General features: G+C 39.9%; 15 protein-coding genes. 10 read left to right on the forward strand and 5 right to left on the reverse strand.

The window, feature by feature from the left end:
• Positions 1–27: 27 nt before the first annotated feature.
• Positions 28–558: an alpha-ketoglutarate decarboxylase gene (locus KCTC52924_RS03350; RefSeq protein ID WP_251808841.1), complete on the forward strand. Its 531-nt coding sequence runs from the start codon at positions 28–30 to the stop codon at positions 556–558.
• Between the two features lies 1 nt (position 559).
• Here KCTC52924_RS03350 and KCTC52924_RS03355 read toward each other — a convergent pair whose 3' ends face one another.
• From KCTC52924_RS03355 to KCTC52924_RS03365, 3 genes are read right to left on the reverse strand one after another with little or no spacing between them, the layout of a single operon-like run.
• Positions 560–916: a hypothetical protein gene (locus KCTC52924_RS03355; RefSeq protein WP_251808840.1), complete on the reverse strand. Its 357-nt coding sequence runs from the start codon at positions 914–916 to the stop codon at positions 560–562.
• A gap of 51 nt (positions 917–967) precedes the next feature.
• Positions 968–1,984: a UDP-glucose 4-epimerase GalE gene (gene galE, locus KCTC52924_RS03360; RefSeq protein ID WP_251808839.1), complete on the reverse strand. Its 1,017-nt coding sequence runs from the start codon at positions 1,982–1,984 to the stop codon at positions 968–970.
• A 25-nt stretch (positions 1,985–2,009) separates the two neighbouring features.
• Positions 2,010–3,164, reverse strand: a complete 1,155-nt coding sequence (locus KCTC52924_RS03365; RefSeq protein ID WP_251808838.1) for a DegT/DnrJ/EryC1/StrS aminotransferase family protein — start codon at positions 3,162–3,164, stop codon at positions 2,010–2,012.
• A 96-nt stretch (positions 3,165–3,260) separates the two neighbouring features.
• On the opposite strand from KCTC52924_RS03365, the gene KCTC52924_RS03370 reads away from it, so the two are divergent.
• On the forward strand, positions 3,261–4,496 hold the full coding sequence (locus KCTC52924_RS03370; RefSeq protein ID WP_251808837.1) for a glycosyltransferase N-terminal domain-containing protein: 1,236 nt from the start codon (positions 3,261–3,263) through the stop codon (positions 4,494–4,496).
• A 998-nt stretch (positions 4,497–5,494) separates the two neighbouring features.
• On the opposite strand, the gene KCTC52924_RS03375 is transcribed toward KCTC52924_RS03370, so the two are convergent.
• Positions 5,495–5,791 carry a hypothetical protein gene (locus tag KCTC52924_RS03375; protein ID WP_251808836.1) on the reverse strand — a complete coding sequence of 99 codons (297 nt, stop codon included), beginning with the start codon at positions 5,789–5,791 and terminating at the stop codon, positions 5,495–5,497.
• A 1,080-nt stretch (positions 5,792–6,871) separates the two neighbouring features.
• On the opposite strand from KCTC52924_RS03375, the gene acnA reads away from it, so the two are divergent.
• From acnA to KCTC52924_RS03415, 8 genes are all read left to right on the forward strand, one after another.
• Complete coding sequence (gene acnA / locus KCTC52924_RS03380; protein ID WP_251808835.1) at positions 6,872–9,667, forward strand: aconitate hydratase AcnA; 2,796 nt, start codon at positions 6,872–6,874, stop codon at positions 9,665–9,667.
• Positions 9,668–9,718: 51 nt separating this feature from the next.
• Positions 9,719–10,135, forward strand: a complete 417-nt coding sequence (locus KCTC52924_RS03385) for an OsmC family protein (RefSeq protein WP_251808834.1) — start codon at positions 9,719–9,721, stop codon at positions 10,133–10,135.
• A 29-nt stretch (positions 10,136–10,164) separates the two neighbouring features.
• Positions 10,165–10,500, forward strand: coding sequence for a carboxymuconolactone decarboxylase family protein (locus KCTC52924_RS03390; protein WP_251808833.1), 336 nt, complete (start codon positions 10,165–10,167; stop codon positions 10,498–10,500).
• Between the two features lie 5 nt (positions 10,501–10,505).
• Entirely contained in the window at positions 10,506–10,961 is a 456-nt protein-coding gene (locus KCTC52924_RS03395; protein WP_251808832.1) for a carboxymuconolactone decarboxylase family protein, read from the forward strand.
• A 23-nt stretch (positions 10,962–10,984) separates the two neighbouring features.
• Positions 10,985–11,692, forward strand: a complete 708-nt coding sequence (locus tag KCTC52924_RS03400) for an SDR family oxidoreductase (RefSeq protein ID WP_251808831.1) — start codon at positions 10,985–10,987, stop codon at positions 11,690–11,692.
• Between the two features lie 86 nt (positions 11,693–11,778).
• Positions 11,779–12,543: a nucleoside deaminase gene (locus KCTC52924_RS03405; RefSeq protein ID WP_251808830.1), complete on the forward strand. Its 765-nt coding sequence runs from the start codon at positions 11,779–11,781 to the stop codon at positions 12,541–12,543.
• A gap of 123 nt (positions 12,544–12,666) precedes the next feature.
• Positions 12,667–13,662 (forward strand): type I glyceraldehyde-3-phosphate dehydrogenase, encoded by a 996-nt coding sequence (locus KCTC52924_RS03410; protein WP_251808829.1) that lies wholly within the window; start codon positions 12,667–12,669, stop codon positions 13,660–13,662.
• A gap of 146 nt (positions 13,663–13,808) precedes the next feature.
• Positions 13,809–15,323 (forward strand): catalase, encoded by a 1,515-nt coding sequence (locus tag KCTC52924_RS03415; protein WP_251808828.1) that lies wholly within the window; start codon positions 13,809–13,811, stop codon positions 15,321–15,323.
• Between the two features lie 447 nt (positions 15,324–15,770).
• Here KCTC52924_RS03415 and KCTC52924_RS03420 read toward each other — a convergent pair whose 3' ends face one another.
• Positions 15,771–16,211: a universal stress protein gene (locus KCTC52924_RS03420; RefSeq protein ID WP_251808827.1), complete on the reverse strand. Its 441-nt coding sequence runs from the start codon at positions 16,209–16,211 to the stop codon at positions 15,771–15,773.
• Between the last annotated feature and the right edge of the window lie 177 nt (positions 16,212–16,388).

The following is a 16,388-nucleotide window of genomic DNA, read 5'->3' on the forward strand; positions in this document are numbered from 1 at the left end:
AATATTGGTAAATATTTAGCAATAATTATGAAAACTGGATATTCCTTACTTAAATCACCTTTTTTACTTCTGTTTTTTAGCCTTTTAACAACTATTTCCTATTCTCAAGGAAAGCCAACTACTTCTGATTTTTGGAAAAGGGTTCAACTTGGCGGAGGTTTAGGCCTAGGCTTTGGAAATAACAGCTTCAATGCATCAGTTTCTCCTTCCGCAATTTATAGGATCTCCAATGAATTTGGCATGGGAATGGGCCTAAATTTAAATTACGCTAAATTTAACAACGCGAAATTATTGGCCTATGGAGGATCGTTTTTAACATTTTACAACCCCATTCCCGTACTACAATTTTCTGCAGAACTTGAGCAACTCAGGGTCAATACCAGGATTGAATTGGACGGCAGAAACTCGGAAAATGCCTATTGGTCCCCTGCCCTGTTTACGGGAATTGGGTACAGCATGCCGAATGTCACCTTGGGGGTGAGATACAACCTTTTACACGACGATCAAAAAAGCATCTACGCCAACGCGCTAATGCCTTTTATCCGTGTCTATTTCTAATTCAGGATCTGTATTTGTTTCGGAACCAAACTTTCTGCCATTCCCGTTTTAAGATCTCAAAACTGACCTCCCTGGATATTTCCACCACATCATTGGTTTTGATCGCTTTTATCGCTTTTTCGGGCACATCTATGATGTAGAGAACGTTTAGATATTCGGCAAATTTTTCCATGATCAAGTAGTACACTTTTTCATGTACTACTGTCTTCAAATCCATAGGGGAGATCGTATCTGGAAAATCTAAACCTACATTAGCCAAGACAAAATCTTTCCTGAGCTGCAACACCAGGTCCTGATAAAGTTTGTTTTCCTGGGCATAAATCAAAAGTGCCGTGCTATTGGGAAATTGTTGAACCATATGCTATTTACGGAATTTTCTACTCTTTGGTTTACGCCCTATTTATTAGGATTATTTTCTGATCTTTTGCTCCCAAACCCAAGCAGATTTCATGGCTTCATCTAAGGTAGATTCTGCTTTCCATCCCAAAACCTTATTGGCTTTAGTGGTATCGGCATATGCGGTCATAATATCACCTTCCCTTCTCCCTACAATCTTATAGTTCAATTTTTTACCGGAAACCCTTTCGAAACTTTGGATTGCTTCTAAAACAGAACTTCCTTTTCCCGTCCCTACATTAAACACCTCGTAATTCTCTTCATTCTTAGCGTTCAATAAACGCTCCAAGGCCACAACATGCGCCTTTGCAAGATCTACTACATGAATATAATCCCGGATACACGTCCCATCTTCTGTAGGGTAATCCCCACCAAAGACCGATATTTGCTCCCTGATTCCGGCTCCAGTCTGAGTAATAAACGGCACCAAATTTTGAGGCACACCTATAGGCAACTCACCAATCTCAGCAGTTAGATGTGCTCCCATTGGATTAAAATATCTAAGGGCAATGGCGTTGATAGCAGGAGTCACCTTGCAGGTCTCCTGAATAATTTCCTCCCCAATTTGCTTGGTATTTCCATAAGGCGATTCCGCTGCCTTTACTGGAGCATCTTCGGTAATCGGCATTTTATCTGCTTGGCCATAGACCGTACAGGAGGAACTAAAGATAAAACTTGCCCTTTGCTGCTTGGAAATTTCTTTTAGAAGATACACCAAGGTCCCAATATTGTTCTCATAGTAGAGCAACGGTTTTTCCACACTCTCTCCTACCGCTTTAGAGGCTGCAAAATGGATAACCCCCGCAATGTCTTGATGGCGTTTAAAAAAATCCTCTACTTTGGATTTCTCCTTTAGATCCAGTTTTTCAAATTGAGGTTTTTTACCGGTAATGGCCACAATTCCGTCCAACACCTTTTCACTGGAATTGGATAGGTCGTCTATGATTACCACTTCAAATCCTTTATTCTGTAATTCAACCGTTGTATGGGATCCTATAAATCCCAATCCTCCCGTTACTAGTATCTTCATTTTTCTTGTTATTACTCTTGGTTATTTACGAATTTACAAATTCTATTAGGGTCGATGTAATAAAGTCTATTTGTTCATCATCCAATTCCGTATGCATTGGCAGGGATATTACTTCTTTCACCAATTGATTGGTTACTGGAAAATCCTCTTCCTTATATTTTTCGTCTAAATAGGCTTTTTGTTTATGCAGTGGTATTGGGTAGTATACCCCACATGGAATCTGCAATTCCGCAAAATGCTTTACAAGGGCATCTCTTTTTCCGTTGGTGATCCGCAGCGTATATTGATGAAAAACATGGCAGTCACAATCCTCGCATTCCTTTGCACAAGTATTTACTAGTGCGGGCACTATAATATGTTCTTGATTTGCAAAAGCTTTAGAATATTTTTGAGCGGCCTCTCTTCTACTTTTATTGTATTGATCCAATAAAGGTAATTTGGCACGAAGCACCACCGCTTGTATTGAGTCGAGTCTAGAATTCACCCCAACCACATCGTGATGGTATCGCTCGTACATCCCATGATTTACCACTCCCCTTAAGGTATGCGCTAATTCATCGTCATTGGTATAAAGTGCACCCCCATCCCCATAACATCCCAAGTTTTTGGAAGGGAAGAAAGATGTTGCTGCAACAGTACCAAAAGTACCTGCTTTCTTGCGGCTACCATTTTTTAAGGTATAACTGGCTCCAATAGCTTGGGCATTGTCTTCAATCACAAAGAGATTGTGCTTTTCAGCGATCTCCAAAATGGCATCCATGTTGGCACATTGTCCAAACAAATGCACCGGAACTATGGCCTTGGTTTTTGGGGTAATAGCCTTTTCCAAAGCAATTGGATCAATGTTAAAACTGTCTGGCTCCACATCCACCAAAACCGGAGTTAGATTTAACAAGGCAATAACCTCTACTGTAGCCGCAAAGGTGAAATCGGCCGTAATAACCTCATCTCCAGGCTGCAACCCTAATCCCATCATTGCTATTTGAAGGGCATCGGTACCGTTAGCACAGGGAATTACGTGTTTTACACCAAGATAATCTTCCAACTCCTTCTGGAAGGCATGTACTTCTGGGCCATTTATAAAAGCTGTGGTCTCTAAAACGTTGGCTATGGAATTGTTTACTTGATCTTTTATGGTTTGGTATTGCCCAATTAGGTCTACCATTTGTATTTTCTTCATCCTCCTAAATTTATCAAAATAATATTGCAAAAATAAGGATTCGCAGTCAATGGATATTATTTAAAGAAGTGTATTTTAGCCCAAAACCTAATTCACGTGTCCAGGATTTACAATATTGCCATTCAAATCAGCTCTCTAATCTTGAGGCTAATTGCGTTATTCAACCCCAAAATAAAACTTTTTGTAGCGGGTCGAAAAGATGTTTTTCAGGTATTAAAAAACACCTTTTCCAAAGAAGATCAGGTGGTTTGGGTACACACTGCTTCTTTGGGGGAATTTGAGCAGGGACTTCCTGTTATAGAGCGACTAAAGAAAGAATACCCTACCTATAAAATATTGGTCACTTTCTTTTCGCCTTCTGGCTATGAAGTTAAAAAAAATAGTTCGGCCGCACATGCTATTACCTATCTTCCCTTAGACACTTTAAAAAACGCAGAACGATTTGTAAAATTGGTGAATCCAAAACTGGTCATTTTTGTAAAATACGAGATATGGCCAAATTACCTAAAAGTCTTGGCCCAGCGTAAAACCCCCATTTTATTGATTTCGGCCCTTTTTAAAGAAGAACAGATCTACTTTAAAAAATACGGCGGGTTTATGAAAAGGACCCTACACAATTTCTCTCATATTTTTGTACAGAATACCAATTCGGTAAAACTACTTCATGAAATAGGCATTAACCACACTAGTCTTGGTGGAGATACGCGTTTCGATAGGGTAATGGAAATATTGGAAAGGGACAACCATTTAGATTTTATGGAGCAGTTTAAAACCGACTCCCCCCTATTGGTTGCTGGAAGTACTTGGCCTGAAGATGAGGAGGTATTGGTCCCTCAAATAAATGCAGACACCTCCAATTTAAAATACGTATTGGCACCTCACAATATTAAACCTGAGCATATTGCCAAGCTAAAGACCTCTATCCAAAAGAAAACCGTACTCTACTCCCAAATGGATAACAAATCCCTGTCCGATTATGACGTACTTATCATAGACACCATAGGATTATTGACCAAAATATACAGCTATGCCAATCTTGCCTATGTTGGTGGCGGATTCGCCACTGGTCTCCATAACACTTTGGAACCAGCTGTATTTGGAATTCCCGTAATCATTGGCAGCAACTACAAAGGATTTAAAGAAGCAGAGGACTTGGTGGAACAAGGCGGAGTTTTGGTAGTTAACAGCAGGGAAGAACATCTGATTTTAATGAAAAAATTACTATCGGATAGGGACTATTTGGAAAGAACTGGTGCCGTCAACCTCAACTATGTAATAAAAAACAAGGGAGCCAGCACCCAGATTATGGAACACATCCGCACATTACTGTAAAAGGTTAGGTCGGTAATCGGCGAGAATTGAAAGCAGCTTAACGGTTCACCATAGATGTCGTTCAAAAAATATTGCCTAACGTGGGCTACCACACCTCATTAAATAAAAAGGATTTATAAAAATTGAGCTAAACCCCTTTTGGCTGCCCGATCTGACCTACTGTTTTTGGGGCCAACTTGGTAATTTACATCATCTAAAAACCAATCAAATGTATTGCCTTATGATTGGTTTGAAAGCCACATAACTTCCGCCGCTCAGGACACCTATATTTAACGCTAACACAAAAGATTCAACAGCGGACCCAAAAATGACATTCGCATTGAAAAAATAGCAGTCAAACCCCTTAAGGGTTAGAAAAAAGATCGATTTAAGGGGCGAAACCTAGTCTGAAAAAGAGAAAAAGGATTTGATATTCAGCATTTTGTCGATAATTTCTACAATTCATCTATTACTTATACTAATTTATCGGCATTTAATCGAAATGGTCATTTAAGCATTTTATAATCGATATTTATTCCTTAAATTGTATTAAAATCCTAACTATTATGATTATGAAAGATGTCGCTTACGGAACACGAGTTCTCAATGGGTTTCTAAGTATAATGATAGTGGTATTGATCGCTATACTTTTGGCTGTAATAGTATGTCTAATTTTGGCCGCTTTCGGTTTCTTTTAAACCTAAGTTAACGTTTTTAAAACTTGCTTTAGTTTAAAGGGACGTATTGCAAAGGTTTGTTGACCTTCAAACTGTTTTGCTCTTTCCTAAATAACTATCCCATCTGCTTTATATTCTACTATTTTAAATCGATTTTAAAAGCCATAATAAGTTAACATTTAAGGATTACATTAAAAACAGTTCACGCCCCTCACATCGTTATGAGGGAAATTTCTATTAAATAAAAAAATAAGGAACAAGTATAATTTCTTAGTGAAAACAGAGGTAATTATTAAGAAGAATATGAGAAGTATTAACTGGGAAAACGAATAACGATTCGGTTCAGTCCTTACCCTTATTATTTATAGCGTTTAAACTATCCATTTCCTTCCGGAATCGAAGAATCATCAAGCTATCCAGTTGTTTTCCTATACTATCGCGCATTGCCGGCCAATTGTTGGAGTTCATTTCACCGGTATAGCGCATTATTTTATTAAATCTAGCCACGTTGAATCTATTTGCCTTCCAGGCTGCCTTAGTACTCTCCTGATGTTTTAGATCCTGAAGGTAGATTCCGATCACAAACCCAAGTACAACAGTTATCATTGCAAATATCCAACGAGTATTATTTTTAGACATTAGTTCGATATTATATTAAAACAACATTTATCCATTATTTATCTTTAAAACTGGAGGTGGATAATGCACCTCAAGGACCATATCCTAGCGCACCTTATACCACCTACTATTTAGTCTAAATCTGATTGACCTGATTATTCATTTTAGAAAAATTTGTACAATATCATAAGTAAAACAACCACGACAAAAGCACCACTAAAAGTGAGAACTATTTCTATAAAAATCAACTTTTCTTTCATTCTTTATAAAAAATAACTCACTTTTTTAATCCTCCCGAGACTCTGGAGAATACAAGCTTAATTTGCCGGGTATTATACCCCAAAATTGACAATATCACGGAATCAATCACCAACGGTGTGAATTCTTGAATGAATACCGTCTCCTTCATTAGATAAATTAAGTTAATCACATTTGAATCAACTACAAAAAATCCCCGTTCAACTAACATAAACTTAGCTAAATGGTTCAATTGTTATTTGCAACACAAAAGGGGTAGATGCAAAATAAAATCTTTATACACCATAGAATGCTAGAGGCATGGTCATTGAGGATCTATTTAATAAATGCAAATTATATTTATTTAGAATAGAGCTCCATTATTTTTCAGGTTCTGGAACCAGACAATATTCTTTTAAGAATACGACTATCCAATCTATTCATTTTCAATCACAAGAATAAGCAATCAATACTACGGATCGTATAATGCAAATGAAATATAGGGTCTCCTTTTCCTGAATCTCTTATTTAGGATGAAACTATCTTAAATAAGAAATAATATGTATCTTTATAATAGCTCGAAATTTTTCAGATGTACCAATGCTTATGCATTTCCATCTTAAATAAAGTCACACTCATTAGGATGGCCTCTATTTAAGGTTAGAAACTTCCATTTTTTAAGGAGAACACATATAAAGAATATCCATGAAAGCAGCGAAATAATACAATCGCCCCATCAACCACAAGGTTTCTAAAAATAAGATCCCCGATTAAGTTCAATTTTCCCGCCAAGAACCACCGGGAAAAATGAACTTAAGTCTCATAAAATACATTCGTACTAATACAAAGGAAAAACACAATACTATGAACAACGACCCTTATAAAGTAAAAAAGAAATTATCCCTAGCAGGAAAATCGCTCGGTTACCACAGCCTTACCGAACTGAAGGACAAAGGGTATGGAATAGACAAGCTACCTTTCTCTATTCGTATACTTTTGGAAAATGTACTGCGAAATTACGACGGATTCGCCATAACCAAGGAAAACATTGAGACCTTGCTCCACTGGCAACCTAAAGGCTCCGACAAAGACATTCCATTTAAACCTGCCAGGGTTTTGATGCAAGACTTCACCGGAGTACCAGCCGTGGTAGATATCGCCGCCCTTCGTGCGGAAGTAGCCCGCAAAGGCAAGAATCCGGATTCGATCAATCCGTTGGTCCCTGTAGATCTAGTGATAGACCATTCTGTTCAAGTCGATTATTTTGGAACCAATTATTCCTACGAGCGCAATATGGAAAAGGAATATGAGCGGAATAAGGAACGTTATCAATTCTTAAAATGGGCCCAAAAGTCGTTCGACAATTTTAGTGTAGTGCCCCCGGGCATGGGAATTTGCCATCAGGTGAATTTGGAATACTTCTCCAAAGGGGTCATTGAAAGAGACGGGGAGCTATTTCCAGACACCCTGGTCGGTACTGATAGTCACACTCCCATGGTGAACGGTATTGGTGTTGTAGCTTGGGGTGTTGGCGGTATAGAAGCGGAAGCCGCCATTCTGGGTCAACCCATTTATTTTATCACCCCAGAGGTCATTGGTCTTAAACTTACCGGAAAGCTACCCTTAGGCTCCACGGCGACAGATCTAGTATTGACCATTGCTAATTTATTGAGGAAGCAAGGCGTTGTAGGGAAATTTGTGGAGGTATTTGGTTCTGGCTTGGATCATCTTTCCGTACCAGACAGGGCAACGATCGGCAATATGTCTCCCGAGTTTGGATGCACCATCACCTATTTCCCCATAGATGACAAGACCCTAGAATATATGCGCAAAAGCAATCGCTCAGAAGAACATATCGCCCTAGTAGAAAAATATTGTAAGACCAATATGCTTTGGAGGGAAAACGAGGAAAACATAAGGTACAGCGAAGTGGTAGAGCTCGATGTTACTACTATAGAACCAACTGTTGCAGGACCTAAGCGACCTCAAGACAAGATATTGCTACGAGAGTTCAAACCCAAATTCATAGACCTACTGGATAATTCCTTTGAACGTGAATATATTGAGCAGAAAGACCGTGAAACCCTTACTTCCTTAGCCAGATGGAAGGGAGAAGGAGGCAACCAACCCGAACCCCAATCCCTTCAAAATTTACCTAAAGGAGCTGTTGAAACAAAGGTAAAAAACGGCCTCAAAACAGTTTGGATAAACGAGGGAGATGATAAATTTATGCTTTCCGACGGCTCAGTGGTCATCGCAGCAATTACTTCTTGCACCAATACCTCCAATCCATTTGTTATGATTGGGGCAGGTTTAGTGGCAAAAAAGGCCCGCGAACATGGAATTGATGTAAAACCTTGGGTAAAGACATCCCTTGCCCCAGGCTCCAAGGTGGTTACCGATTATTTAAATAAGGCGGACCTAATGAAGGACCTAGAGGCCTTACAATTCCATTTGGTAGGTTATGGCTGTACTTCCTGTATTGGAAATTCAGGTCCATTGCCACCTGCCATTGCCAAGGCGGTTGACGATCATGATCTGGTAGTCTGCTCGGTACTTTCAGGGAATCGAAATTTTGAGGCTAGGGTACATTCCCAAGTGAAAATGAACTTTTTAATGTCGCCTATGTTGGTAGTGGCCTATGCCATTGCCGGGAGGGTAGATATAGATTTGACCAATGCGCCTATTAGTTACGACAAAAATGGATTGCCAGTATACCTCAAAGATATCTGGCCAACGGACGACGAAATCAATGAGATATTAAGTAGAGTCCTCTCTCCAAAAGATTTTGCCAAAAATTACGGGGAAATATTTGAGGGCAATGAGATATGGAGAAATCTAGAGATCCCAGAAGGAAAACTATACCACTGGGACAAGGATTCCACCTATATTAAGGAAATACCGTTCTTTAAGGATATTTCCAGTGAGGCACCCGCTTTGGAAGATATACAGAATGCCCGTGCCCTATTAGTTTTGGGAGATAGCATTACTACCGATCATATTTCTCCCGCCGGCGCTTTTAACGAACATTCCGCAGCCGGAAAATATCTGATCTCCAAGGGGGTGAAAAAAGAAGAATTCAATTCCTATGGAAGTCGTAGAGGTAATGACGAGGTTATGGTTCGGGGCACTTTTGCCAATGTACGTATAAAGAACAAACTCGCCGACAAGGAGGGGGGATATACCAGCTATCTGCCCACCGAAGAGGAGATGTCGGTCTATGACGCTGCTACTAGATACAAAACAGACAAAACCCCTTTAATAGTTCTTACCGGTAAGGAATACGGAAGTGGTTCTTCTAGGGATTGGGCCGCAAAAGGCACCTTCCTATTGGGAATTAAATCCGTACTGGCCGAAAGCTATGAACGTATCCATCGCAGCAATCTGGTTGGCCTTGGAGTATTGCCATTACAATACAAGGACGGGGATACCGCCGAGAAATTGGGCATCAACGGCACGGAAACATTTACAATAACCGGTATTTCCAACGGAATTACACCTATGAAGGAAGTTAGTGTCATCGCCAAGAACGCAAAAGAGGAAGAAATTAAGTTTGGTGCCGTCGCCAGATTGGATTCACTCATCGAGATAGAGTACTATCGTCATGGAGGCATCCTTCAATATGTATTACGACAATTTTTGGAAAACGAAAAAAAATAAAGTTTCTGGGTATGATTATCCATTATTACTAACCTTAAAAATAAGAGCATTATGAAACGTACAGCAAATGCCGTTTGGAGCGGTTCCCTTAAGGAAGGAGAAGGAAAACTAACTACACAAAGCAAAGTATTAAACAGTTCGAAATACTGTTTTAATTCTCGTTTTGGGGAGGGCAAGAGTACCAATCCGGACGAGTTATTGGCGGCGGCACATGCAGGATGTTTTGCTATGGCATTGAGCAACATCTTGGGAGAAGCGGGATATACCCCAGATTCCCTAGACGTTACCGCAACCGTAACCATGGATGTCAACAAACTGGAACTTACCGGATCCCATTTAAAGCTCAAAGCTAAAATTCCAAATATTAATCAGGCAAAATTTGAGGAATGTGCCAATACCGCCAAGGACAATTGTCCGGTAAGCAAGGCGCTGAGCTTGGGTATTACTATGGATGCCGTACTTGAGTGAGGATAAGTAATCATTAAAAAATAAAAATCATGTACAACGAATCCCTGTTTCCAAAAACAACAAGAGAACTTTTGGATAAAAAAGCTGCTTTGGCCCCCGATAATTTAGAAGCATGGCGCAATTTTAGTAAAACGGTGTTTAAGGCAGGTGCTTTGGACGAAAAAACCAAACAGTTAATAGCTATAGCTGTGGCACACGTAACACAATGTCCATATTGCATACGGTCACATACCTCCCAGGCCATGAGAAAAGGCGCTGCAAAAGAAGAGATTATGGAGGCTATCTGGGTCGCCTCAGAGATGCGGGCTGGGGCCGCTTATGCACACGCCACCTTGGCCATGGATGAAATGGAAAAACAACATTAAACGATATGGCATATGTCCAACGCATAAACTATCAGGCAAAAGCAACTGAGGCTCTTAAGGGGATGATGGAACTGGAAAAATATGTGGCAGATTCCAATTTGGAACGTCCACTTTATGAACTGATAAAAATTAGGGCTTCCCAAGTAAATGGTTGTGCTTACTGTATAGATATGCACAGCAAGGATGCTCGTAAGGCCGGGGAAACCGAGCAAAGAATCTATGCCCTATCAGCTTGGAAGGAAACTCCTTTTTATACTGGCCGTGAAAGGGCAGCCCTGAACTGGACAGAGGCTTTAACCCTAATCCCTGAAAATGAGGTTTCGGATGAACTGTATGACTCTGTATGCGAACATTTTAATGAAATGGAACTGGTTGCCCTTACGATGGGAATAATCGCCATCAATGGATGGAACCGATTGGCCATTGGGTTTCGAACTGCCCCAGGAACGTATCAACCTTAAAAAAATAAACCTCCACGTATAACATGGAAATCATTTCGAAAATAGCTATTATAACTGGCGCTAGTCGGGGTGTTGGAGCTGCTATTTCCGCTGTTTTGACGACCAAAGGTGCCACGGTGTATGGACTGGCACGAAGCAAGGACGATTTACTATCACTACAAGCAAAATGTGGTGAATATTTTATTCCCGTGCCTATAGACATTACGGACCAAAAAGCTATTTATGCATGGGTAGCGAACACTTTCACAGACCAACATTCCCCAGACATCCTCATCAACAACGCAGGGACAGGTTATTTTGCCAAAATAGACAAGCTTTCGCTGGAACAATGGCATAGTATGATCAACACCAACCTAAACGGACTTTATTACATTACTTCTCAGATAGTTCCCTTTATGAAACGCAATAGAGACACCTGCCATATCATAAATATGGGATCTATTCTCGGGAAAACGGCAAGGTCTGAGGGGGCGGCCTACTGCCTAACAAAATACGGGATACAAGGTTTTAGTGAATCTCTCTTCCGAGAATTGCGATCAGATAAAATAAAGGTCAGCTGCGTGAATCCAGGGTCTATAGCCACCGATTTCTTCTTAGATTCAGGAATAGAACAAAATAATAATATGATCCACCCAGCGGATTTGGCCGATTTACTGGTCCAAATTTTAGAGACCCCCGATAATTTGCTAATCGATGAAATAACGTTGCGGCCGCTTATACCGAAACGATAGTTTTTGGAGACATCTACACTTCCATTGAAGAAGAATAAGCGGATAAGCGATCGCAACAATTTTGGTAACGCTATAAAACCAATGTTATGGACCTCATAGAAAATATAGTGCATTTTTTTAAAAAGCCCAAAGAGGAAACGGAAGACACGTCTCCGGAAGGAACCTGCCCGGTTTGTTGGGGCTATCAGGAATACGATCACAAAATACGCCAATTGTTCAAGGACAAACAGATCGACGTGAACAATCATCAATACAATTATATGAAGATTCAAAAATTCATGGTAAAGTATATAGACGGCATACGCCTAAAGCAAGGAGACATTAAAGAATGCCCCACTTGTGGCGGCAAGTCAAATTTGCATTATACTCCTATTGAGGAACAGCCACAAAGTAAGACAGAGAGCATCCATATTAAATACATGAAACAGTGTATAGCGCTTGCTAAAACTGCAATGGCAAACGAAAATTTTCCCGTAGGAGCTCTAGTAGTACAGAACAATAGGGTAATCGGCAAGGCATCCGAAGCGGGGAAATCCTCTAATGATGTTACCAAACATGCCGAAATAGAGGCCATTAAAGATGCCCTGAAAAACACAGGGTCAGAAAAACTGGAGGATTGTGATCTCTACACCACTCATGAACCTTGCATTATGTGCTCCTACGTAATTCGGCATTATAGATTGCGGACCGTAATTTATGGGACCGAAGGAGATCAAGGTGGCATTACATCAGATTTAAAGGTAATGCTAACAACAAATTTTTTAGCCTGGGGAAAGCCCCCAATAATCATCGGTAATATTTTAGAGCAGGAATGCAAAGAATTGTCCAATGATTATTTTAAACTAAATTAAAATTTACAACCTATGAAATGAGCATGACCGAAATCTGGTCGCAAATACGAATGAAGATATGCGAACCTGACTGTCGTCAGGCAAGCTCGCATATGAGTGTTAAAAATCAATAAATATCTACACATGAAAATAGCTATTAACGGCATGGGGCGCATCGGAAGAGCAGCCTTAAAATTAATTTTAGACACGGATGGCCTAGAAATAATATCGGTGAACGATATCATCCCAATAGAAAACCTTGTGTATCTTATAAAATACGATACGGTTTACGGTATTTATGAAAAGGAAGTTTCCCATGAAGGGCATACCCTTATCATAGATGGAACTCGGATCCACTATACGATTATTAAAAATCCCGAAGAATTGCCATGGAAAGAAAATGGTATCGATTTGGTCATAGAAAGTACTGGATTATTTACTTTACGTGAAGACGCAGAAAAACATATTAAGGCGGGCGCCAAAACCGTTATTATTTCGGCTCCTACAAAAAGTGAGGATACCCCCACTGTAGTTCATGGAGTCAATTCGGCCGAAGGAAAGGTTTCTATTTTTTCTTGCGCCAGTTGCACTACCAATAATATAAGTCCGGTTGTTGAAATTTTGGACCGTAGGATAGGCATAAAGAAAGCTATTATGACTACAGTACATGCCTATACGGCATCACAAAGTATAGTGGACGGCCCTTCTAAAAAGAATTTTCGCATGGGGAGGGCGGGCGCGGCCAACCTAGTACCTACTACGACAGGAGCTGCCATTGCCACTACCAAAGCGCTACCACGCTTAGCGGGCAAGTTTGACGGGGTCGCCATACGAACTCCCATCCCAGTGGGATCTATATCGGACTTAACCTTTGTCACCCAAATACCGGTTACGGTAGAAGGGGTAAATGCTATTTTTGTGGAGGAGGCAAATACAGACCGTTATGCCAAGGTTCTTGCAGTTACCACAGATCCCATAGTCTCCTCGGATATAATAAAGAATCCATTTGCTTCTACCGTTGATCTGAGTATGACCAGAGTGGTTGATGGCGACCTGTTAAAAGTAATGACGTGGTACGACAATGAATGGGGGTTCACCAATCAAATGATCCGGCAAATTCTCCAATTAAAGGAATCCTAAGATTCTATGGTTAGAACTACTTTTAGCCTACCAAAGTAGCTTAACAGCTGTTTTACTGACGTTTAATACTTATCAAAGTACTTTAATAAGTATAGGAAATATTGTAACTTCATTCACTGATTAATTAATTTTTAAAACGAAAAGAAATGGAGGAGAAAAATTCCAAACTTACAAGACAGACCGGGGCCCCGGTTCCAGATAATCAGAATGTGCAAACAGCAGGCCCACGTGGACCTATGCTGATGCAGGATGCTTGGTTCCTTGAAAAAATGGCAAATTTTGACCGAGAGGTGATTCCAGAAAGGCGAATGCACGCAAAAGGCTCAGGTGCTTTTGGTACTTTTACTGTGACACACGACATCACTCCATACACCAAGGCCAATATTTTCAGTGAAGTTGGAAAAAAAACTGAAATGTTTAGCCGGTTTTCTACTGTTGCCGGAGAAAGAGGTGCTGCGGATGCCGAAAGAGATATCAGAGGTTTTGCACTGAAGTTTTATACTGAGGAAGGGATCTGGGATCTGGTAGGAAACAATACTCCAGTATTTTTCTTTCGTGATCCGATGAAGTTCCCCGACTTGAACCATGCCGTAAAACGAGATCCAAAAACCAATTTAAGAAGCGCCAATAACAACTGGGATTTCTGGACACTGCTCCCTGAATCTTTGCACCAGGTCACCATAACTATGAGTGATCGCGGGATTCCTAAAGGCTTCAGAAATATGCACGGCTTTGGAAGTCACACCTATAGCTTCATCAATAAAGAAAACATAAGACACTGGGTGAAATTCCATTTTGTTACGCAACAGGGAATCGAAAACCTATCAGATGAAGAGGCCATGAAAGTAGTTGGCATGGATAGGGAATCATCCCAAAGAGACCTTTTTGACGCCATTGAAAGGGAAGATTTCCCGAAATGGAAAATGTTTATTCAGGTCATGACAGAAGAGCAAGCAAAAACGTACCGCTTTCATCCTTTCGACTTGACCAAAGTTTGGTCTAAAAAAGATTTTCCGCTTATTCCTGTTGGCGAATTTGAGTTGAATAGAAACCCGGAAAACTATTTCCAAGATGTAGAACAAGCTGCATTTAACCCTACGAATATTGTTCCCGGAATTGGGTTCTCTCCGGATAAAATGCTTCAGGGAAGATTGTTTTCTTATGGAGATGCACAACGTTATAGACTTGGCGTAAATCACTATCAAATTCCGGTTAACAAACCTACTTGTCCCTATCATGCTTACCACAGGGATGGGGCCATGCGTGTAGACGGAAACTATGGTGCTGCCAAGCATTACGAGCCAAACAGCTATGGCGAATGGCAGGAACAACCCGAGGCACAAGAACCACCATTAGAATTGGATGGTAGCGCTTATGCACATAATTTCAGGGATGATGATGAAGATTACTTCACGCAGCCAGGCGATTTGTTCCGCATCATAAAAGCGGATGGTAAAGCAGCGTTATTATTTAACAATACAGCAGCTCAAGTAGGTGGTGCAGATAAATTTATTCAGATCCGTCATATCAGAAACTGCTATAAAGCAGACCCGGAATATGGAGAAGGTGTAGCAAAAGCGCTAGGCTTAACGATGGATGAAGTAAATAGCTTCGACATGACTCCCTATGATAGATGGGCACCGAGACCGAGCAAAGGGTAGGTTCTCTGAAAAATGATGAAGTATTAGACAGACCATTGCAATTAATAAAAGTGAATTGTATTCTTATGGTAATGTATAGATACTGAACAATAAAAACATTGATGTTAGTGGCCATTATTATGGCTACCAACATCAATGTTTTGAATTAGTAAAAGACGGGCATCAAGTAGTAAAGCTCAAAAACAATAAAATGGAAAAACAGCACTATCCCATTGGAGGATCTGTGATTAAATTTGATGAGGAAAGCTTGCTTTATAAAAACCAACTATTAGGATTATCATCCTATATAAAATAATCGCACTTCAAACCATAAATAGATTGCCTATAGGCAATCCCCCCTTTTGCCATCTCATTAATTGGTAGTCTTTATGTTGCCATATCACGACAACAAAAAAATGCGTTTCACAGGTATTTATGAACTATTCCCGTGGTAAATCCATTGGGAAATTAATCCAGTGGAATGGCCAATAAGGGAATTTTTAGTTCATCAATTAAATCTTTTTTCTTATTATCGGTAAACAGTTCATAGATTAAATTTTTCTTTTTATGGCCCGCCACAACGAGATCAATATCATGCTCTTCCACAATTTTTTTAATAGATTTAATAACCGAACCTTCAATTAAAAAACCTTCAGCTGAAATATTGTGTTTTTCCTCAATATCCTTAGCCAATTGTTTAATAATGACAGCTGCATTTTTATTGTCTTCAGTTCTTTTATCATAAATAAACTGAGGCCCCGCCTCACGACTCAATAAATCCGTCGGATTGGCAGCCGCAACCTGTATTATCCAGATTTTTGCATCTGTGAATTTGGCAAGTTTCACCGCTTGAGTTATTAATAAATTTGCGTTTATTGGTTTATCTACTGCAACAAGTATGTTCTTCATGAAAAATAAAATTTATAGAAACCCAATGTAAGCAAAAAAACACATCTTTCTGAAATTGCCTTTAGAATTTACAGATGGTTCCTTGGTTAGACAATTTGTAGACTTCCCTGAGAATACCCAAAATTCAATGATCTCTAACGCAAAAAGTAAGTTCAGAACATTTGAAACCTACATTGA

The organism is Arenibacter antarcticus, from assembly GCF_041320605.1.
Classification (GTDB): domain Bacteria; phylum Bacteroidota; class Bacteroidia; order Flavobacteriales; family Flavobacteriaceae; genus Arenibacter; species Arenibacter antarcticus.